At 31.2% G+C, this 22,446-nt stretch carries 20 protein-coding genes; 18 read left to right on the plus strand and 2 right to left on the minus strand.

Translation table 11 applies throughout. The features are described 5' to 3' along the window. Positions 1 to 10 precede the first annotated feature (10 nt). The 4 genes from B5D15_RS10180 (at position 11) to B5D15_RS15455 (ending at position 2,405) form a co-directional block, all read left to right on the plus strand. Entirely contained in the window at positions 11 to 442 is a 432-nt protein-coding gene (locus B5D15_RS10180; protein ID WP_078697021.1) for a gamma-glutamylcyclotransferase family protein, read from the plus strand. 177 nt (positions 443 to 619) lie between these two features. After that, on the plus strand, positions 620 to 1,303 hold the full coding sequence (locus B5D15_RS10185) for a Crp/Fnr family transcriptional regulator (protein WP_078697022.1): 684 nt from the start codon (positions 620 to 622) through the stop codon (positions 1,301 to 1,303). Between the two features lie 143 nt (positions 1,304 to 1,446). Then, positions 1,447 to 1,908, plus strand: a complete 462-nt coding sequence (locus B5D15_RS10190; RefSeq protein WP_143287284.1) for a hypothetical protein — start codon at positions 1,447 to 1,449, stop codon at positions 1,906 to 1,908. A gap of 284 nt (positions 1,909 to 2,192) precedes the next feature. Then, positions 2,193 to 2,405, plus strand: a complete 213-nt coding sequence (locus B5D15_RS15455; protein ID WP_078697024.1) for a hypothetical protein — start codon at positions 2,193 to 2,195, stop codon at positions 2,403 to 2,405. A gap of 129 nt (positions 2,406 to 2,534) precedes the next feature. On the opposite strand, the gene B5D15_RS10200 is transcribed toward B5D15_RS15455, so the two are convergent. Continuing rightward, positions 2,535 to 3,074, minus strand: a complete 540-nt coding sequence (locus tag B5D15_RS10200) for a DUF2703 domain-containing protein (RefSeq protein ID WP_078697025.1) — start codon at positions 3,072 to 3,074, stop codon at positions 2,535 to 2,537. Positions 3,075 to 3,151: 77 nt separating this feature from the next. Beyond that, a complete protein-coding gene (gene sigZ, locus B5D15_RS10205) occupies positions 3,152 to 3,700 on the minus strand; it encodes an RNA polymerase sigma factor SigZ (protein WP_423236573.1) in 549 nt (182 codons plus the stop codon). A 177-nt stretch (positions 3,701 to 3,877) separates the two neighbouring features. On the opposite strand from sigZ, the gene B5D15_RS10210 reads away from it, so the two are divergent. The 14 genes from B5D15_RS10210 (at position 3,878) to B5D15_RS10275 (ending at position 22,396) form a co-directional block, all read left to right on the plus strand. Next, the gene (locus tag B5D15_RS10210) at positions 3,878 to 4,486 is read left to right on the plus strand and encodes a 50S ribosomal protein L25 (protein WP_078697026.1); all 609 of its coding nucleotides are present in this window, start codon (positions 3,878 to 3,880) and stop codon (positions 4,484 to 4,486) included. Between the two features lie 106 nt (positions 4,487 to 4,592). Next, positions 4,593 to 5,696: a DUF4932 domain-containing protein gene (locus B5D15_RS10215; RefSeq protein WP_179122262.1), complete on the plus strand. Its 1,104-nt coding sequence runs from the start codon at positions 4,593 to 4,595 to the stop codon at positions 5,694 to 5,696. A 323-nt stretch (positions 5,697 to 6,019) separates the two neighbouring features. Then, positions 6,020 to 7,078, plus strand: a complete 1,059-nt coding sequence (locus B5D15_RS10220) for a tetratricopeptide repeat protein (protein ID WP_078697028.1) — start codon at positions 6,020 to 6,022, stop codon at positions 7,076 to 7,078. 312 nt (positions 7,079 to 7,390) lie between these two features. Next, on the plus strand, positions 7,391 to 8,065 hold the full coding sequence (locus B5D15_RS10225; protein WP_078697029.1) for a cytochrome c biogenesis CcdA family protein: 675 nt from the start codon (positions 7,391 to 7,393) through the stop codon (positions 8,063 to 8,065). A gap of 2 nt (positions 8,066 to 8,067) precedes the next feature. Then, on the plus strand, positions 8,068 to 8,586 hold the full coding sequence (locus tag B5D15_RS10230; protein ID WP_179122263.1) for a TlpA family protein disulfide reductase: 519 nt from the start codon (positions 8,068 to 8,070) through the stop codon (positions 8,584 to 8,586). Positions 8,587 to 9,246: 660 nt separating this feature from the next. Continuing rightward, positions 9,247 to 13,434, plus strand: coding sequence for a CehA/McbA family metallohydrolase (locus B5D15_RS10235; RefSeq protein ID WP_078697031.1), 4,188 nt, complete (start codon positions 9,247 to 9,249; stop codon positions 13,432 to 13,434). A gap of 184 nt (positions 13,435 to 13,618) precedes the next feature. Continuing rightward, positions 13,619 to 14,419, plus strand: coding sequence for an HAD family hydrolase (locus B5D15_RS10240; protein ID WP_078697032.1), 801 nt, complete (start codon positions 13,619 to 13,621; stop codon positions 14,417 to 14,419). Between the two features lie 166 nt (positions 14,420 to 14,585). After that, positions 14,586 to 15,965: a Sapep family Mn(2+)-dependent dipeptidase gene (locus B5D15_RS10245; protein ID WP_078697033.1), complete on the plus strand. Its 1,380-nt coding sequence runs from the start codon at positions 14,586 to 14,588 to the stop codon at positions 15,963 to 15,965. Between the two features lie 80 nt (positions 15,966 to 16,045). Next, the gene (locus B5D15_RS10250; protein WP_179122264.1) at positions 16,046 to 17,953 is read left to right on the plus strand and encodes a BglG family transcription antiterminator; all 1,908 of its coding nucleotides are present in this window, start codon (positions 16,046 to 16,048) and stop codon (positions 17,951 to 17,953) included. 2 nt (positions 17,954 to 17,955) lie between these two features. Continuing rightward, the gene (locus tag B5D15_RS10255) at positions 17,956 to 18,429 is read left to right on the plus strand and encodes a PTS sugar transporter subunit IIA (RefSeq protein ID WP_078697035.1); all 474 of its coding nucleotides are present in this window, start codon (positions 17,956 to 17,958) and stop codon (positions 18,427 to 18,429) included. Positions 18,430 to 18,446: 17 nt separating this feature from the next. Continuing rightward, positions 18,447 to 18,761 carry a PTS fructose transporter subunit IIB gene (locus B5D15_RS10260; protein ID WP_078697036.1) on the plus strand — a complete coding sequence of 105 codons (315 nt, stop codon included), beginning with the start codon at positions 18,447 to 18,449 and terminating at the stop codon, positions 18,759 to 18,761. Positions 18,762 to 18,877: 116 nt separating this feature from the next. Then, on the plus strand, positions 18,878 to 20,062 hold the full coding sequence (locus B5D15_RS10265) for a PTS fructose transporter subunit IIC (protein ID WP_078697037.1): 1,185 nt from the start codon (positions 18,878 to 18,880) through the stop codon (positions 20,060 to 20,062). A gap of 62 nt (positions 20,063 to 20,124) precedes the next feature. Then, positions 20,125 to 21,195 (plus strand): M24 family metallopeptidase, encoded by a 1,071-nt coding sequence (locus B5D15_RS10270; protein WP_078697038.1) that lies wholly within the window; start codon positions 20,125 to 20,127, stop codon positions 21,193 to 21,195. Between the two features lie 4 nt (positions 21,196 to 21,199). Beyond that, positions 21,200 to 22,396, plus strand: coding sequence for a MalY/PatB family protein (locus B5D15_RS10275; protein ID WP_078697039.1), 1,197 nt, complete (start codon positions 21,200 to 21,202; stop codon positions 22,394 to 22,396). Positions 22,397 to 22,446 lie beyond the last annotated feature (50 nt).

Here is a 22,446-nt window from a genome sequence, read left to right on the forward strand (position 1 = left end):
TGGTGGTTATATGGAAAATTATTTATTTGTATATGGAAGCTTGATGAAAGACTTTTTTAATTATAAATATATTAAAAATAAAGTACTTGAAAGGAAATATGCAAGAACTAAGGGTAAGCTTTTCCATCAAGTAGATAAAGGATATCCTGCTATGATAGACGGAGAGGATTATATATATGGAGAACTTTTAAAATTTAATGATTGGGATAATGTGATAAAATCTCTTGATAGATTAGAAAACTATTATGGAGAAGAAAATCCTCAGAATGAATATAATAGAGTTATAGTTGATGTTGAAATCCTTGAGGAAGGATGTGTTGTTAAAGCCTTTGTTTATAAAGTTAATTTAAAAGATGAAGATAAATTTATTGAAAAAAATATATATATAAAAAGCGGGAACTGGAAAGAGTTCATGGAAAAAAAGGTGCTATCCAATTGGTAAGCTAAAAAGCTTTCCATTGGGGCACTCTTTTTTTTAGTTTGCGGGAAGTCTGGCATTATAAAGATTTAAATTAATTTTTTGTTTTATACCTTAAACCTTAAAAATTGTATTAAAAGTATAGAATTTTATTTTAAAATTTGATACATTTAAATGAAAATACAATAGGAGTTGGTAATAATGTATGAAAGTCTTTTTGATAATAAAAGACAAAAGATTATGCGACAATACTTTTTAAATAATTTGAGCCCTAAAGGAATTATAAAAAAATATAAAAAGAATGAATTAATTGATTTGGATGCAGAACAATACATTGGAATAGTAGTTAAAGGAGTGGTATCTCAGAGCATAATAAGTTTTAAGGGAAATGAAAAACTTCTTTACGTATTAAGACCTGGAGAAATATTTAATGAAATGGATTATTTTTGCGGAGGAAATGACAGCATAATTTCAAGAGTAAAAGAAAATGCAGAGGTTTCATTAATTTCAAAAAGTATTATAGAAGAAGAATTAATAAAAAATCCTCAGGCTTATAGATATTTTATTCATAGCATAACAAGAAAGTTTAGAATAGTGATGCTTCAACTTACTAACAGCGTTTTTAACGATTCCACTGGGAGAATTGCAGATGCTCTTTTAAGGCTTGCATCATGTTCGGAGGATGATAACTGCAGCAAAAAGTCAATAAATATGTTTTTTACACATCAAGAACTTGCTAATAACATAGGGTGCTCAAGAATTACTGTAACAAGATGTCTCAATAAATTCCTTGAAGAGAAAATTATTAGTTATGAAAATAAGAAAATAATAATAAATAATCCTGATGCTTTAAAAAAGTATATAGATGCTGTAATAGATGAATAATATTTATTTAGAATTATTAATAGATTATAAATATTCTCCTCTTTGATTTTTACACTGGTTTTTGGGAATATTTTCTTATTTGTTAAATATTTATAATTGGGTATAAAATTACTAAAATTTAATTTTTGATAAAGGGGAGAAAAATGATGTATTTAATTTTAAGGGTTTTTGATTTTTCAAGTCTTTTTAATAATTCATTAAAACTTTATAGGAGCTGTTATGATGATATAATTAAAAGATTCCCAGAAATAAAAAATTGTAAAGTATGGGATATTAAAAAAATGATAATGTACGTTATTTCAAGTAGTTTTATGATGAGCGATAATATTGTATTTTATAGGCTTAATAATTTAGTAGTTGATAATAATTCTATTACGGTTGAATACAGTGAAGATAGTTCAGTGAATTCTAATATATTAGATAAAGATTTTGACAGGGCGTTATATGGATATTTAATTAATAAAGGGAAAATATCAAAGGGTAAATTTATTCCAACTTTTGTTTTGATTGATGAAGATGGATATAATGATGTTTTAGCAAGAGTAAACAGTCTAAGTAACAAGACTTGCTGTACAGCTGAGGAATTAAAAAGAAAAAATGATTAGCAGGGACTTTTAAAATAAAATCTAAAAAAATCACAGGAGTATTTATAAAAATGTTTAAAAATACAGTTAGGACAAGAAATAGGTTATGTTAAACAAAATGGTTTTAGGAAGGATATGATAGAAAAATCCTATGAAAACTGGAGTGAGGAAGCAGTTGATGTATTTTATAGGCTGGGGCTATTATATTTTTACATATATATATATATATAATACTTATAAAATATAATGATTCACTAAAACAAAATAAATATATTGATTTGTCCTTCAGCTGTTTTAATTTAGCATTGAAATTAAACTGGAAAGAAAAAAACAAAAGCATTAGCAGAGATTATATAGAAGAGAGGCTTAGCAGGCTTTATATAGTATTAGGTGAATACGATAAGGCTATAAATTTGTTAATTAAGTATAGAAATAACAAAAATTATATAAATAATGCGGCAAAGAGTTATATATTTAGGACATTAAATCTTGCTGAAGAATTAAAAAATGTTAGTTGATATTTCTTTATTGCTTATAATTTGCAAAGCATTTGCATAAAGGTTAAGATTTAAGCGCACCAAATTATTTGGGGCGCTTAATCTCTTTTAGGGGATTTGGAATATAAGAGTTTATTTACTCTCTAATGTTCAACTTTTTGCTTTCATTGCGGCGTAAAATTTTTTTAAATTATCCGGCATTACATATTCTTTTTCTTCGCTATCAATGCTGTTATTTCCACCGTAAACTTCCTTTAAAATTGATTCTATTATCATAGCCTTAGGAGGGGAGCTGTATTCTTTCCCCTGATAAACCCAAACTCTGCAGTCAACTTCATCTCCGCATAAATCTCCGCAGGATTCACATAAGCTCTCTTTAACATCCATCTGAATATCTCTTCCGTTTACTCTAATTGTTGGGGAACTTAGGAATTTATATTTTCTTGCCAACTCCTCGCTGTTTACGTTAATTTTATTTACAATAACATCAATCCCTGCTGATTCTAATACCTTTGATACTTCATTAATAGCTTCATCAAGACTTTTATCTGTTCCTTGGCAGCGCTCACATACGCTCAAGTCAAGATATAAAAAATCAATAATAAGCTTTCTCCTGTTTGTAATATTTGTATCATTGCACCCGCAGCAGCTTGAACTATTGGTGCAGCACCCTGTTTTTTTATTTACCATAAAAAGACCTCCTTAATAAATTTATCTATAAATAAAGACGCAAAAAAAGAAAAAAGGACGCATTTTTGTCCTTTTCTTTAGCAGAATTTGCAGTCTTTTGTTTTATGTTCAAAATCTATTACATTACCTAAGCTGTCAAATTCAAGATTACAGCACTCATAAAGCATTTTTTTTAAAAGCTTTCTTGCCCTTTGAACCCTTGATTTTACGCCAGATAGTGAGATTTTTAAAATTTCACTAACTTCCTTTTGGGTTAAGCCTTGAAATTCTGTCAAAATTATTGCTTGCCTATATTTTTCCGGAAGATAATCAACCATAGATTTTACACATCGAGAAATTTCCCTATTAGCTGTTTCATCATCTAAAAAATATTCTAATTCAGGAGTATAATTTTCATTAGATTTATTTTGCTTCCTATAGTAATCATAGATTGAATTTCTTGCGATTTTGTAAATATAGGCATATATTTTTTCGTTATCATTTAAATTTTCTATATTATTATATATTTTTAAAAGCACATCCTGAAGTATATCCTCTGCATCTTCTTTACAGGAAACATGTCTTTTTATATATTTGCTTAGAAGTGTGCTAAAATCTTCGAAAATATTAGAATCCAAAAAAATCACCTCTTTTTCAGCAATACTTTTTTATATTTTACATTATATCAATTATTTTATGCAATTGAATAAAAAGAGTACCATATATGTTTTCTCCTTATCCGGTGACAGGCACCAAGTTTTATGTTTAAAAAGCATAAAACTTGGAAAAACTTCTAAAGAAAATATTTTTAAGGAGGTTTTTTGATGCAGCTTCATGGAAGTAAAAGACTTCATATAACTAAGGGAGACAACAACAGATTAAGAAAAGAGGGTATGATACCTGCTGTAATGTATGGGAGGGATATTGAAAGCACTCTTGTTGAGTTCGCTGAGCTTGATGTTTATGATGTTATAAAAAAAGCAGGAGAGCATGGATTAGTGGATATTGAAATAGATGGGAAAAACGAAAAAACGATAATAAAAGAGGTACAAAGGGATCCTGTAACGAGAAAGATAATTCATATGGATTTACAAAGGGTTAATGAAAATGAAAAGGTAAAGACTAAGGTTCCTGTTACTTTGAAGGGAGAGAGCAGTCTTAAACTGCACGATGCAATTGCAGAGCTTAAGATGGATGGCATAATGGTTTACTGCTCGCCTAAGAACCTCCCAAAGAATTTTACTGTGGATGTTTCGGATCTTATACCCCACGACAAAGTTAGAGTATGTGATATGGAGATATCTGATGAAATTCAGATTCTTGATGATTTGAACTCTGTTGTTGTTTTAATAAGCGCTGTAAAGGATAGAGAGAGCGATACAGAAACTCCAAAGGAAATCGAAGTTGTTTATCAAGAAGATATAACTGTATAACAAATGCCGTCAAGTTACTACTTGGCGGCATTATTTTTTAAATATCTTTTATAGAATTAGAATAATATGGTAATATATTTATATGATTTTTAAAGGGGTGGGAGAGTTGAAAAAAATTATTTTTATTTTAGCTTTTGCACTTTTGGTTTGTATAGGAGTGTTTATGATAAAATTTAACAAAACTTCGATAGAAAATACTTATGTAACTAAAACTCCAATTAGTATGAAACTTATTCCACAGAGTCTTAATATTTATAAAAAAATTTCAGATAACCTTACTATTCGAAGTGGAGTAAACAGCGATTTATTATTTGTAGCAGCTTCTGCCGGTGCAGAATTTAAAAACCATCCAAGCTATTTAGTAACAAATGATAAATACGAACTTAATAATAAATTCAAAAAATATTTTTCTGGATATAAATATAATGAAAGTGCTGAAAAAATTTATGAAGCTGCAAAGTCAATGGATAATCCTCCTAAAAAATTTGTAGGGCCGATTTTGCATGATATATTAAAATATGATGAAAATATTTTATTTAACAAGTCAAATGAAGCTTCTGAAGTTTTGAGCTGTTTAGAAAAGTTCTCGCAAGATTCAAAGGCTGAAGAATTTTTTAAAAGCAACAACGAGTTATATATAAAAATGATAAATGATTTTACAGACGAAATAAACTTTGATTATATTAAGAGGCTTGAAGACTTTTTTGGGGAAAAGCCTAAAAATTCTAAGTTTGTTGTGGTTTTATCAACGGTTATGGATGGAGGACAAGCAACGCATATAGAGTTAGATGATGGAAGCGTTGTTTATTATAATATTATGAATCCAAGTCAAGATAAGCACAATAACCTCCTTACTCTTTATCATGAAACTGCTCATAATTTCTATGATGTAAGTTTAAAAAATAAAGACTTAATAGCTAAGTATTTGATATACAGCGATATTGTTGGGAAAAATGAGAATAATTTTGAAAGGCAGATTAACGAAACTATAATAAGGGCAGTTACTGCAATAGTGTTAGAAAAGTATCATCCTGATATTGATGCAAAGAAGGACATTATAACTTTTGAGAAACAGGGCTATAAGAATCTTAATAACATATATGAGTTGATAAAGAGTGAATACCTGACCAATAGACAAAATTACAAAACCTTTAATACTTTCGTTCCAGTTATTTTCGAATTTATTAAAAATAGTAGTAAAAATAACTAAATTTTCAAGGGACAGTTAACAATTATTTATAACTTTTTTAGAAATGTTTTTGAGATTTGAGGGACGGTTAATTATTTTTCACATTTAAGTAAAGATATCAGTGGTATTAGTGGGACGGTTAATGATTATTCATATTTTTAAATGAAAAATAATTGTTAACTGTCCCCCAAGTTTATAAAATATCATGTCTATTATTTGATATAATAAGTAACCGTCCCCCTGCTTCCCATGCTTTGAAATAAGTTTTTATTTGAGGCTTTTATATGAAGCATTTATATGGTAGTATAAGTAAAGTAAAATATTATGATTAAGAGGTTGGTTTTATGGATTTTGTTAGTTACTTAAAAAAAGAACTTGATAATATATTGTTTTTGGAAATAGCAAAAGATATTAAAGTTAAAGACAGGGTGATTCTTCAAAGGGGGGAATATCCTGTATATTCAAGGGATATGGTATCTTTAGCAAAGGGAGAAAAGGAAAATATACCTATAAGCTTTTTTATTAATGGTATGGCCTATGTGTTAAGCTGCGATTTGTCCTTTAAGTATAGGGATTTTTATATAGATTGCTTAAAAAATATAAAAGAAGCAAAAAGCTATTTGATTATGCAGATTGAAAACAATAAAAACACTAATTTAAAGGAAGCTTTAATTTATGCAAGAGCTCTTTGTACAATATATAATCAGAAGGAATACATAATGAATCAGATTTATTTGCTGATGAGTCTTAACGAAAAAACAGGGTATAAATTTTTAGAGGAAGAGATTGTCTATGAGCTTAAAAATTTATCAAAGGATTACCCTGATTATTCAGCTCCTCACTTTTTCCTTGGAGAATATTATCTTGATAAGGATAGGGCTCTATCTAAAATGTATCTTTCAAAATGCTTAAATGATGAAAAATTTAAAAGAAAAGCTGAGGAATATATAAATAAAATAGATATTACTGAGGAATACGATAAGGCAGTTGAGAAAATAAAAGTAGGAGAAGGAAGCAGAGTTATAGATGTTTTAAACAGGTATTTAGAATTTTATCCTAACGATATGAACTGCAAATATTATTTAGCTATGGCTCTAAGGCAGAGGGGAGATTATGAAAATGCTCTGTTTACTTTATATGAGCTTTTGGAAAATGGGGAGCTTCCGGAGATATATAATGAGATTGGACTGAATTATGCCTGTATTAATCAATTTGACAGGGCCCTTGAGAGCTTCAAAAGCTCTTTAAAGATAAAGCCTGACAACTCTGATATTATATGCAATATGGGAGTTTGTCACTATTATCTTAATAATTTAGAAGAAGCACAGAAAGCTTTTAACCTCGCATTAAGATTAAATCCAAAGGACGATGTTGCAAAGCTTTGGATTGAAAAATGCAGATAATATTTATAAGAAATGGTGTTAGTTAAATTTTTTGTAAGATTAAAATAAAGATAGAGAAAAGCGAAAAAGCAGATATAAGCTTTTTCGCTTTTTTTGTGTGCCCGGCATGGGCGGCAGCTTGGCAGTTAATGTCCCTATGGGCTTGAAGTGGGAACTATTAGCCAATGAATAGGGTGTGCATTGTGAGCATGAATGTTAAAAAATCCGGAGAATAGAGAAAACTTTTCATACTAACTGTCCCCATATATATTGATTATATGAATAATATATAATAAAATATACATATACCCCTAAGGGGTAGGAGGTGATTGTGTGAAGGACATAACCTTAGGTATAGTTTTTTTAGAGGGCGTTGCATCTTTTTTATCACCCTGTTTATTACCGCTTATACCTATATATATTGCTTATTTGTCTGGTGAAGCAAGAAATAAAAGACTCATAAAAAATTCAGCCTCATTTATATTTGGATTTACGATTATTTTCGTTTTACTTGGAGCGGCTGCAAGCGGAATTGGAAAGTTTCTAATTGCATATAGGGATTTTTTTGATAAGATACTTGGAATTCTAATTATATTTATGGGGTTATTTTATATTGACGTTATTAAATCTAATTTCTTGATGATGGAAAGAAAACTTGATATTGAAGTGCAAAATGATGGCTTTTTTAACGGGTTTTTGCTTGGGGTTGGACTTGCTTTTGGATGGACTCCCTGCGTAGGCCCGATACTTGCATCAGTGCTTGCAATAGCTGCAAGCAAAAGCTCCATGACATATGGAATCCTGCTATTATTTGTGTATTCAATGGGAATAGCTGTTCCATTTATTATAATTGCAATTCTAATTCAAAGATTTAATATAAAAAATAATATTCTTATGAAGAGAGCAAAAACAATTAAACTGATTACAGGTATTATTATGATTATAACCGGCATACTATTATTTACCGGATATATAGGAAAACTTTCAAGTATATTATGGAGGTTATAAATATGAGTAAAAAATCGATTTTAATAATAGTAATTGTATTATTATTTTCTATTATAGGTTATACCTTTTTTAAAAGCAGACAGAATGAAAACAAGCAAAATACTGATAATCTTCAAGCGGTGATGGATTTTACGCTTAAAAATTTAAATGGGGATAATGTTAAACTTTCTGATTATAAGGGGAAGGTGGTTGTCCTTAATTTCTTTGCGACTTGGTGTCCCCCATGCAAAGCTGAGCTTCCCGGATTTGCTAAGATGGCAGATGAATATAATGGGAAAGATGTGGTATTTGCATTTGTTGACGTTGGAGAAGATGACGGAACTGTTAAGAGTTTCTTAAAAGCTAATAATTATAATTTTACTCCTTTAATGGACTATGATGGTAAAGTATCGGATATGTATGGAGTTAGAGGAATTCCAACAACATTTATAATAAATAGGGATTTTAAAATTACAAATCAGCATGTAGGATTTATGGATGAAGGAACTTTAAAGGATTTAGTAGATGAGGCGTTAAAATAATGTGGGACGGTTAATGATTATTATCATTAACCGTTTTTTAGGTGTGCCCGGCATGGGCTATAGCTTGGTTATTAGAGTTGGCTATTGGCTCGGTAGTGTGGTGTGGAATATGAAGAGAGATAGAGGGAAGCCATACTTAGATGGGATATTTTGGGACGGTTAGTGTAAAAAAGTTTTCTCAATCTCCGATGTTAGGAATCTCCGGTGTTAGATACCGGAGAAAGGAGGAAAAAAGTACCACCCAGTTGACGAGGTTAAGTCAGCTGGGTGTTTTTTTGTAGCTTTAAAAAAAGATTTACATTCTAACATAGAGCATAAAACAGGTTAAATATTCGTTTTTTATGTTCGTGGATAATGAAGAAATAGCATTTTTAAGTGTTTATAGGCTCGATTATAAAAGATAATAAATTTGCAGATACATTTGACATATAAAGGAAAAAAAGTATAAAATAGTATTAAACTAAAATAGAAGTACAAACTATGATTTGTGATATATATCAAACAAAAACATTGTTAATTCTTGATTAAAAGATTATATTATCGATGAAAAAATAAAATCATTATTTTGATGTAAGAATAAAATATTATAAGGTTTTATTTTGAATTTATAAAGTTGCTATATGAGCAGCTTTTATAAATATAAATTAGGGGGGAGTATTTGTGTTTTTTAAATCAAAACTTTCTAAGAAAGTGACTTCGTTGTTTGTCGTAATGGTTATTGTTTTAAACTTTTTTAGTACAAGCATTCCTGCTTTAGCAGCACAGCCTCAGAGGATAGCAGCATGGGATTACACAGCAGCTCCAACAACTTATCCTGTTCCTGCCACAGATGGAGAATATAAAGATGGGGCAGTTTTAAAGAATTTTAAGGATGCAATACCATCTTATAGTAAAGGAAGCTTATCTATTAATGGCTGGGACAATGGAGAGAATAGTAAGTACTGGCAGATTGAGTTTTCAACAAAAGGTTATGACAATTTAAGCTTATCTGCAAAGACTCGTTCATCATCAACAGGACCGAGGGATTTTAAGCTTATTTACAGCATCGATGAAGGGAATACATGGCTTGATGTTCCAAACAGCACTTATGCAATAACAGGAACTGACCTTAGCAATTATATGCCTGAAATTAATTTGCCAAGCGATTTAGCAGATAAGGATAAAGTATATGTAAGATTTATAATGACAAGTAATACATCAAGTACTTCTACGACTACCACAGAAGTGCAATCAGGTGGTACAAGCAACATTAACAATATAATAATTACTGGCACTCCTGTATCTAATGCTCAGACAGTAGCAGGTATTACTGCAGTACCTGAAAGCGGCGCAGAAGTTGCATTAGGCTCAAAGGTTTCTCTTTACTGTGAAACTGAAGGTGCAACCATAATGTATTCGATTAATGACAGTGAATTTATCCCATATAATCAAGAGGAACAAATAACTCTTAAAACATTACCAGCAACTATAAAGGCCTATGGAATTAAAGATGGATTAAATAACAGCGTTATATCTACGTTTAGCTACATTCAAGGCAAAACAGCTGCAGTTACAGCAAATCCTAATGGGGGAGCTGTTCCTCTTAATAAAGAGGTTGCTCTTTCCTGTGAAACTCCAAATTCTACGATTAAATATTCCCTTGATGATGGTACAACGTGGAATGATTATTCAGCACCCATAGTTTTAAATAATCTTCCTGCAACAATAAAGGCCTATGCAACAGCAGAAGGACTGCTTGACAGCCCCGTAACGACTTTCACCTTTACTGAAAAAGTTAGTGAAGAATATAATATATACTTTGGCCAACTTCACTCCCATACAACTAATTCTGATGGTTTAGGAACACTTGATGATGCCTACAGTTATGCAAAGGGAACTGCAAAGCTCGACTTTTTCGCAGTAACTGACCATTCAAATTCCTTTGACAATGCTTCAACTTCAAGTATGGCTGATGGTTCAAAGAGTACAAAATGGCTGAATGGAAGAGCAGCAGCGGATAAATATACAGACAGCAGCTTTGTTGGAATATACGGCTTTGAAATGACTTGGTCAAACGGTACAGGACATATGAATACTTTTAATACTCCTGGATTTGAAACCCGTGATACTGCAAAGTATAAGCTTTTAGATGGACTAAAGCAGTATTATGATGTATTAAAACAATTTCCTGATTCAATATCACAGATGAACCATCCAGGACCTACCTTTGGAGATTTTAATGATTTTGCATATTATGACCCTCAAATAGATAAGCTGATTACTTTAATTGAAGTAGGTAATGGAGAAGGAGCGATTGGAAGCAGCGGGTATTTCCCATCTTATGAATATTATCAGAGGGCTCTTGATAAGGGGTGGCACCTTGCACCAACAAATAATCAGGACAACCATCTTGGAAACTGGGGAACAGCAAATACAGGAAGAACCGTTATTTTAGCTGACAGTTTAACAAGGGACAATGTTTATGATGCTATGAGAAATATGAGGGTTTATGCCACTGAGGATAGTAACTTAAGAATTAAATATACTTTAAATGGAGAAGTAATGGGAAGCATATTAGAGAATAAACCCTTTAGTGTAAACATAAAGGTTGATATTGAAGATGCTGATAATGAAGCTCTTGGGAAAATTTCAGTAATTGCAAACGGCGGGAAGGTAGTTGATTCAAAAACAGTTTCAACTAATAAGGATTTAATAGAATTTAATCTTTCTGCTAATTATTCATATTACTATATAAGAGTAGATGAGGCTGATAAGGATATTGCAGTTACAGCACCAGTTTGGATAGGTGAAGTTGATAAGGCTGGTATTTCAAAGACAACACCAAGCACAACACTTCCAATAAAGGGTGAGAGCTTTAAAATAACTACAAATTATTTTAACAATGAAAACTATCCTATGGAAATAACAAGCTTAGTTTATTCAATAAATGGTGAGGTAATAAATTCTGCATCTGAATTAACTTTTGTGCCTTCTTTAGGAACAGGCTCATACTCCTTTGATTATGTTGCGCCTTCTGCAGGGAAATACAATATAGATGTAAGAATGACAGCAAAAATTAATGGCGTTGAAAAAATTTATACAGATGTTTTAAAGATAGAAGTTGTTGACCCTGCAATAACGACTAAAGTTGTTGTAGATGCAACACATTTTAATGATTATGTTTATGGATATTATGCAAATAATTTAAATAACTTTACAACGATAGCAAACAGCCAAAAGATTGCTGTAAATATCGAGAAGAATAAGCTGACTGATGATGTTTTAAAGGATGCACAGCTATTGATTATAACGGCCCCAGCAAAAAAATCGGGAACTGTAAATGGTGTTCCATATCAGCCCCAAAGCTTTAGCGAAGAGGATATTGCTGTGGTTAAAAGATTTGTAGACAAGGGAGGAAACCTTATAATATGCGGAATTGCTGACTATCAGGACGGCACAGGAGAATATCAGACATCAACTCAGATGAATAGACTTTTAGAAGGAATAGGGGCAACAACAAGATTTAACAACGATGAGGTTGTTGATGATGTTAATAAATTAAACAATCAAAACTTCAGACTTGCCTTTAGGAACTATAATTTTAATTCGCCTTATTTAAGTGGCGTTCTTCCAGAACAAAACTATAGTTTTTATAGCGGATGTTCTTTAAATATCGATGAAAATGCCCTTAATACAGGTAAAGTTACATGGCTTGTAAAAGGCTATGATACAACAAGATCAATAGATTCTAATAAAAACCTTACAGGGGTATCACTTCCTGAGGGAAGCGTTTATGCCCTTGCAGTAGAAGAGATTCCTAACGGAGGAAAGATGTTTATTGGAGGAACGGTATTTATTTCAGACTTTGAAGTGAAGGTTCAGCTTGATAATTCAACGCAGCTTCAAAACAGTAACTATAATATAACTATGAATATTCTAAACTCAATTAAGAAAGTAATACCGGTATCTCAAATTTCGACTGTTCGTGCAGGACAAAAGGGAGATGTTTTCTGTGTAGAAGGAACAGTAACAGCAGGAAAGACACCTTCAGATAATGCTTTCTTTGATACTTTATATGTTCAGGACGAAACTGGAGGTATAAACCTTTTCCCAATTTCAGATACTAACATAATGGTTGGGCAAAGAGTAAAAGCAATAGGAACATTAGATGAGTATCAAGGAGATTTGGAACTTAGAGTTATCGAATATTCAGTAACAGATACTTCTATAAATCCTGTAGAACCTACTTTATTGTCAACAAAGGATTCTATGGACAGCAAATATGGAGGACTTTTGGTAAAAGTAATTGGAAATGTAACGAGGATGGACAGCCAGAATATTTATGTTGATGATGGAAGCGGAGAAGCACGAATATTCGTCGATGGATATATAGGTGATGGAAGTGGCGATTCATCTAAAGCAGGAAAGTGGGATGAAAGAATTAATGTTGGAAGCAAGATAAGCGCTATTGGATTAGCCTCAGTTGATCCGAATGGTCCAAGACTTAGGGTTAGAAATACATCTGAAATTGTTCTTATAGAGGAGCCTGTACAAAAGGATAATTTTGAAATAGTAACTGTTGAAGCACCAGAAAAGATAATAAAGGGGCAGGATGCAAAGATAAGCATAAAAGGAATAAATAACACAAATACTGAACAAAATGTAGCGCTGATTGTTGCATTATTTGATGAAAATGACAAGATGATTCTTTATGGAGCATCTCAGCAAAAGATTAAAGCTAATGACAATGCTGTATTAACTGTTATGATGAGAATACCCAATTCTTCAGAGAATTTAAAGATTAAATATTTTATCTGGGATTCTTTAGACGGCATGAATCCATTATCAAAAGTATATGAGATAAAATAAAAAGCAGGTTAAATACCTGCTTTTTTAAAAGTGAGAAAAGAGAGGGACGGTTAATTATTATTTACAATATTTAAATTTAATATAATAAAGTTTTAATATTGCAATGTTAACTGATTGCTTGTAATATAAATTAAGGTGGAGGATAAGTTCATTGAAATTTATATGAAATGGAAGTGGTAGTGTTATGATTAAACTTATTGCAACAGATCTTGACGGTACTCTTTTAAATGATAAAGGTGAAATAGATAAAAAACTAAAAAGCCTTTTAAATGTTTTAAAATCAAAAAATATTAAATTCGTTCCAACCAGCGGCAGGCTCTACAGCACTCTTTGCAGGAATTTTAAAGATTATGGTTCTGATTTAATAATAGTTGCAATTAACGGAGCTGTAGTTCAATATAACAATAACGGAAAAGTGATTTATGAAAATCCTATTGATAGAGAAATATGCTTTGAAAGCGTAAAAGCTTTGATTGATTTAAATATGGATTTTGAAATATATATAACTTGTAAGAATATGAACTATCTCTTAAGGGAGAATAAAGAGCTTATTCATAAATTTGCAATTTCGGATGCGGATATGTCTTTTATAGAAAACTATTATGAAATCAATGAGGATATATTTAAAATTGGAATATTTAAAACTTCAGGCTTTACAAAAGAAGAAGTTGATAGAATTAAAATTGCAACAGGCAATAGATTTGAATATGAAGTATCAGGGAATGTATGGCTTGATATAACAAACAAAGATGTTAACAAAGGAAATGCAATAAAAATTCTTCAAAACATATTCGATATTAAAAAAGAAGAAACCTTAGTTTTTGGAGATTATTATAACGACATTTCAATGTTTAAAAGAGCGTATTACAGCTATGCGATGGGAAATGCACCCCACGATGTTAAAGCAAAGGCAAGATTTGTAGCTCTTGATAATAATAACAATGGTGTTATTAAAGTTATAGAAAAGGTTGCAGGAGAAGATTAAAAAGATCCTAAATTTAATCTTACATTTGACTATTCTCAAATATTGCTATATTATTAACTCAGGCATAAGAATGACCCCCAATATGATTTTTTATGTTCTATTGATAATCTATCATATTGGTCATCTTATGCTTTTTTATTTTTAAATAAAGAAAGGAGATTAAATCATGATTGATTTTTATAAAGAAGTATTAAAAAGAGGGGATGAATATATTAAATATCTTGGTGAATGGATAGAGATTCCCTCTATTTATGATGAAGACACAGCAAATAAATATATGCCCTTTGGCAAAGAAATCGGTAGAAGTTTAAAATGGTTTGAAAACTTAGCTTTAAAGGATGGATTTAGAGTTAAAAATGATGATGGATATGCTGTTCATGCAGAATATGGGCAGGGCAATGATTATGTGTGTGCATTTGGACATGCTGATGTAGTTCCAGTAGATGATAACTGGAGGACAGATCCTTTTAAACTTACTGTTAACGATGGGAAAGCATATGGCAGAGGAGTGGTCGATGATAAAGGGCCGATACTTGGATGTTATATGGGGCTTAAAATAATAAAAGAATTGAATCTTCCTGTAAAAAATTCTATTAGGATTATAGTTGGAGGAAATGAAGAAAACGGATTTAGATGTATTAGACATTACTTTTCTAAAGAGCCTCAGCCTAAATTTGGATTTACTCCTGATGCTAAGTTCCCTGTTATTCATGGAGAGAAGGGAGTAGCGATTTTAGAAGTTAGCGGAACTATTAAAGAGAGAATAGAAATAAAAGCAGGAACAGCTAATAATATAATACCCTCAACGATACAAATAAAGCTTAATACAAATTATGCTTATCTAAAAGAGAAATTTATGAGTTATTTATATGAAAATAATTTAAATGGAGATTTTAAGGTAAATAATTATTATATTTCAATAAAGGTTCAAGGAGTAGGGGGACACTCATCAAAGCCTGAAAAAACTGTTAACCCAATAACAAAACTTGTGAGCTTTCTAAGTACAAATATCAATACTCCATTGTTTTGGGATTTAGGCAAGATTTTATTTGATAATGATTACAAAGGGGTGGGATTTGGTATTTATACATCAGGTAAATGTGGAGAACTCACTATTGTCCCAACTATGTTTAATATAAATACGGACAAGATAAGTTTGATATTTAGCATAAGATATCCAGAAAATGCTGATTTGAATTCTATTAAAGATAAAATTACTAAATATATTTGTAAAAATTTAAAGGGAGAATATGAGATTAAACTAAAAAATATAAAAAATCCATGTTATATTGAGCCAGACTTTATATTAGTAAAAAAACTTCATGAAATATATATAAATCATTCTGAAGATTTAAAAAGCAAAGTAAGAGTTACAAGTGCAGGCACTTATGCAAGTGAAATGAAAAACTCTGTAGCCTTTGGCGCAGAATTTGGGGATGGCAGCTCTGGAAATGTGCATTCTGCTAATGAATATATGGAAGTTAAAAGACTTTTTCAGTCTGCTGCAATTTATGCACATGCACTTTATGAAATGGTCAATATGTAGATGATGTCACTTAGTATGACATTGTTTATAATCAATTTTCAGAAAATAAATATTATACTATATATAGGATGGTGAGTGAGGTGTTAACAAAAAAGCATTATCTAATAATAAAATACCTCAGCGATAAGGATGCCTGTCTAACTTCGGCAGAGATGGCGCAAAAGATAGGAATGTCAACAAGAACAGTAAAAAGATATATAAATGATATTAACTATGAACTTAAAAAAATGGGGGTTGAAATTATAGCCTTAAAGGGTATAGGTTACAAGCTGACCGGTACACCTAAAGTTTTACAGGGGGTTTTAAAAGAGGCATTAAGAGTAATTGATGGATTTGAAATCGATGATTCAATTGAGGGCAGAGTAGAAAATGCAATAAATCTTTTAATTAATAATGATACTTTAAATGCTGATGAGATGGCAGAAAAACTTAATTTAAGTACTTCAAGTTTTAATAAAATGACTTCTAAAATAAAAGAGTGTATAAAAAAATATAATCTTACAATTGCCTCAAAGCCTCATTATGGAACTTATATTGATGGAGAGGAGTTAAATATTAGAGCTCTTATACTCGATTATTGTATAAAAGCAGACAATAATAATAACCTTAAGGTTTATCTCTCTAATGTAAATAAAGAAGACATTGAAACTATAGAAAAAATAATATCCATTTATCTTAAGGAAAACAATATAGTTGTTGCTGACAAAGACTTTAATAATTTGTTGTCGAGGATTATTGTATCTTTATCGAGGATGAGAAAGAATAAAACTGTTGAAAATTTATCACTTATTAATAATTACAGGCATCACAATTACTCAGCCATTCACAGTATTATGAGTCAAGTTGAAAAGGCTTTGGATGTAGCGTTTAGTGAAACTGAATATTATTATGTTTCTTTTTACTCAGGCTTTATGATATATAATTACAGCATGAGAAATCTTCAGGATACTGATTTGCTAGATGAAGAAATATTCAGCTTTGTAAAAGCCCTCCTTGAAGAGATAAAAATAATAACTGGCAATGAATTTGATCAGGATACAAAACTTATAAAAGCGATGACAATACATATTAAAATAGCAATTAACAGAGCAAGGGCAGGAGCTCAGGTTAAAAATCCTCTGCTGCAGCAGATAAAATCTAATTATCCAGTTGAGATGAATTTTGCAATGTTTGCAGCAAAGAAAATATATGATTATTACGGCATAGAGCTTGATGAAGATGAAGTAGGATTTATAGCGATGCACTTTGGAGCTGCTCAGGAAAGAATTAAAACAAACATGACAAAAAAGATATGCATAGTATGTCAATATGGAATCGGTACTGCGCAGCTTCTATCTGAAAAAATAAAAAACCATATTAAATATGTAGAAGTAATAGGGGTGTATCCAGCAAGATATTTAGATGTTGCATTAAAACAAAACGTTGATTATATAGTTTCAACAGTTGAGATTGAAGATTACAAATCAAACATACCTATTATCAGCGTTGATAACGTTCTATCAGATTCTTCTATTAAAAAAATTGGAGACATCATAACGTTGGACATTAGCAAAAAGAAACTTTTGTTTGAAATGTTTAACAGAAAAGCCTTTTATAGATTAAAAGCTTCAACCAAAGAAGAAGTTATTAATTTAATGGGAAGTATGATGGAGAAGGAAGGTTTAATTGATTCTAATGTTGTTAAATCAATATTAGAGAGGGAAAATATGTCATCTACTGATATTGGCAATTTAGTTGCTATTCCACATACTGCAATAAACGGGGTTCACAAATCGGTAATTGGAGTTGCAATTCTTGATAAACCAATTCTATGGGATGTGGACGAGGTTCAAATAATTTTTATGATATGTTTTAATCTTGCAGATAGGAAGAACCTTCACATATTTAAAAATATATACAGTTTAATAGACGATATTGACTTTATTAAATCCATGATTAAATCAAAGGATTTTGATGAATTCATTCAGCTTTTAAGTGAAGGGAGATAGTTATGATAAATTCTGATTTAATATTTAAAATCGATAATATCAGATTGGATGCTGATATAAAAGATAAGCTTGAAGCTTTAAAGTATGTTTCAAAAGTTGCAAAAGAGGTTAAGCTTACTGATGATGAAGAAGAAACTTTAAAAGGACTTTTACAAAGAGAAAACGAATTTTCTACAGGCCTTGGGGATAGAATAGCAATACCCCATGCGAAATGGGAAAGCATAAAGCAAGCAGGAGTAATCATAATCAAACCAAAGATTCCTATAGAATGGAATGCATTAGATGGACAACCAGTTTCAATAATAATAGCATTATTAACTCCTTATGATAACAGCGGTAATGTTCATCTTAAACTTCTTGCCAGCCTTTCAAGAAGTCTAATTGATGAGAGCTTTAAGAAAAAAATAATAGAAACAAATGAAAAAGAGGAAATTTTTGATTTGGTTAAAGAAGCTTTAACAGCTTTTAATAATTAATAAATGGAGGTGTTAAGATGAGTAAAAAATTAGTAGCATTATGTGCATGCCCCATGGGGTTAGCTCATACTTTCATGGCTGCGCAGTCATTAGAAAAGGCAGCAAAGGAGCTTGGCTATGAAGTAAAGGTTGAAACTCAGGGGGCAGATGGAATCCAAAACGAATTGACTTTAAAGGACATAAAGGAGGCAGATATTATTATCCATGCAGTAGCTGTAACTCCCCTTGATCCTGACAGATTTGAAGGGTATGACGTTCATGAAATTACACTTCAGCAGGCAATTAAAAATGCAAAGAGCATAATTCAGGAAATAGAAGAGAGCATAAAATAAAAAAGTACCCTCCGCAAAAAAATTATTGGAAGGTACTAAAATAAATAACCACATTAAGTATAATAACTTATTTTTAAATAATTAACAATATTTAAATAAAAAAAGGGGGAAATTATATGGAGAAGCAGACATCAAAAGGTTCAAAGGCTTGGAAAGAATTTAATAAGCATGTAATGACTGGCATTTCATATATGATTCCAGTACTTATCATGGGAGGACTTATAGGGGCATTTTCTCAGATGATACCTTATGTATTTTTAAAGATTGATCCATCTACTTCTATTGTAGATGCGGTTAATTCAGGGAATTTTTCAGGGGCAAGCCTTGCCTTCTTAAAGCTTTCACATATAATGGAAAGTTTTGGATTTACGCTGTTCAGCTTTGCTATACCAATGTTTGCAGCTTTTACAGCAAACTCTATTGGAGGAAAGACTGCACTTGCGGCAGGATTTATAGGAGGTTATGTTGCTAATAAGCCAATTGCTCTTCTTTCATTAACTGAAGGGAAATGGGCTCCAAAGGCTCCAGTTGCATCAGGGTTCCTTGGAGCAATACTTATAGCTTTTATGGTTGGTTATTTTGTAAAATGGCTGAATAAAAAGATACAGCTTCCACACAACTGGCTTGCATTTAAGGCAACATTTTTAATTCCTCTTCTTGCAGCATTATTTACAATGGTAGCAATGGTATTTGTTGTAACTCCATTTGGAGGATGGGTAAATACATTAATAAAATCAGGACTTCAGGCGGCGGGTAAGGCTGGACAAATAGTTTATTCGATAGTTCTTGCAGCAGCAACAGCCTTTGACCTCGGAGGACCAGTTAATAAAGCAGCTGGATTTGTGGCCCTTGGATTTACTACTGAAAAGATTCTTCCAATAACAGCAAGATGTATTGCGATAGTTACTCCATCCTTTGGACTTGGTTTATCAACTTTAATAGACAGAAAGCTTGTGAGAAGAAGAGTTTATGATAAACAATTTTATGAAGCAGGAAAAACAGCAATATTCCTTGCATTCATGGGTATTTCTGAAGGTTCTATACCTTTTGCCCTTGAAAGACCAGCCTTTGTAATTCCTTTATATGTAGTAGGTTCAGTATTTGGTGCCCTCGTAGCAGTTGTTCTTGGAGCAGTTCAGTGGTTCCCAGAATCTGCAATATGGGCTTGGCCATTGGTATCTAAGCTTGGAATATATATACTTGGTTTAATAGTAGGTGCTGTATTTATTGCAGTTATAAACGTATTATACAGAAATAAACTTATAAATGAAGGAAAACTTGTTGTTGATGGAGATGAATAATATAGTGTTAATGCAGGATTGAATATCAATCCTGCATTAATATTAATAAGGAAGGTAATATTATGAAAAGATTAAATAAAATAAGGGAAATAATGAAAGAAAATTTTTTAGATGCGTTTTTAATAAATTCTCCCTATAATAAATTCTATTTGGCAAATCTATATAGCAACTCAGGATATCTTCTTATAACAAGAAACAATCAATATGCTCTCGTAGATTCGCGATATTATGTTCAGGTAAAAGAAAATGCAAAGGAATTTAATGTTATCGAAATTTCAAAGGAAAGAACGATTTTTGATTTCTTAAATGAGGTTATTAAAAAAGAGAGTATAAAGAAAATAGGAATTGAAGGAGATAATCTTACTTATGATAATTATATGAAGTTGGCTGAGAATGTTAAAGTAGTATTTTTAAGCATTTCTTTAGATAGCCTAAGAGCGATAAAAACTTCGGAAGAAATTGAAAAAATTAGAACAGCTGCTCAGATAGCTGATAAAGCGTATAAACACATACTGTCTTTTGTAAAAGAAGGAATGACTGAAAAGCAGGTTGAAAGAGAACTTGTAAGATATATTAAAGAATGCAATGGAGATAAGGAATCTTTTGACATAATTGTAGCTTCAGGAGAAAGGGGTGCTCTTCCCCATGGAAAAGCATCGGAGAAAATTATAAAAAGAGGAGAATTTGTAACTATTGATTTTGGCGTAAATTATAATAACTATTGTTCGGATATGACTCGAACCTTTTTGCTTGGAGAAGCTTATAATAAAGAAATGATAAAAATTTATGAGATTGTAAAAAAAGCTCAGTGGGAAGCTGTAAAGAGCGTTAAAGAAGGTATAACTGCTTCGTATCTTGATAGTATAGCAAGGAATATTATCGAAAAAGAAGGATACGGAAAGAATTTTGGCCATAATCTTGGCCATGGAGTAGGCATTTTGGTTCATGAATATCCTATAATTGGAAAGGGAAATGACATATTTTTGGAGGCAGGAATGATTATTACCATCGAACCTGGAATTTACATAGAGGGGCTTGGAGGAGTTAGAATAGAAGATGATGTACTTGTAACTGAGGAAGGTTTTGAAGTTTTAACTAACAGCGATAGAGAACTTATTTCTGTAAAGGGGTGATGTTATGTATGATTTTGATATAAAAACAGATAGAATAAATGAGAGATGTAGAAAATGGGACAAAAAAATAATAAAAGAACATTTTGAAGATGTATCAGATGACTTTATTCCTTTGTGGATTGCGGATATGGATTTTAAAGCCCCTGACAATATACTAAATTCTTTTAAAAGAGCAATCGACATAGGAGTGTTTGGATATACTTATGTTTACGATGAATTTTATGATGCAGTAATAAGCTGGCAGAAGGATATGCATGGAGTAGATATTTATAAAGACTGGATAACTTTAAGCTATGGAACGGTATCTACTCTGCATTATATTGTTCAGGCATTTTGCAATGAAAATGATTCTATATTAATGAATACTCCTGTATATGAACCCTTTAATGGTGCAGCAATAAAACAGGGAGTAAGATGTATTTATAATAAATTAAATATTATTAATAACAGATATTACATAGATTTTGAAGAAATAGAATCTCAGCTTAGAGAATTTAAACCAAAGTTATATTTGCTTTGCTCACCTCACAATCCTTCAGGGAGGATATGGAGCATCGATGAATTAAGAAAAATTGCAATGCTTTGCAAACAATATAAAACTATTCTTGTTGTCGATGAAGTACATGGAGAGCAGATACATTTTGGAAGATTTTATTCTATTCTTTCCTTGGAAGAGGAATTAACGGATAATATAATATTGCTCTCTTCCCCAAATAAGGCTTTTAATTTGGGAGGGCTTAAAACTTCATATTCAATTATTCCAAATAAAAATATAAGAGAAAGGTTTAGAGAAAGGCTTTCTAAAAATTCGATAACTTCACCAAACGTATTTGGAATAATAGGAATAATATCAGCCTATAATGATTGCAAAGACTATCTTAAGGAAGTTACAAAATATATTTATGATAATTATATATACGCTGCAGATTTTATTGATAATAAAATTTCTAAACTCTCCTATATGAAAATGGAGTCTTCATATCTTTTATGGGTAAACATTAGTAAAACAGGAATTACATCTACTGAATTTACTAAATTTTTATCATCAGAATATGGTGTTTTGGTTGAGGACGGGAATAATTTTGTTTGTGATGGTGAAGGCTGGATAAGAATTAACCTTGGAACCCAAAGAGAAAATATTAAAAAGGCTATGGAAAGGATAGAAAAATGTGTTCAAAATTTAGATAAGATTTTTTCATAAATTAAATTTTGATGGCCGGATAATTCCGTCCTTTTTTATGGTAAATTATT

Source organism: Caloramator quimbayensis (genome assembly GCF_900167605.1).
GTDB lineage: Bacteria > Bacillota > Clostridia > Clostridiales > Caloramatoraceae > Caloramator_B > Caloramator_B quimbayensis.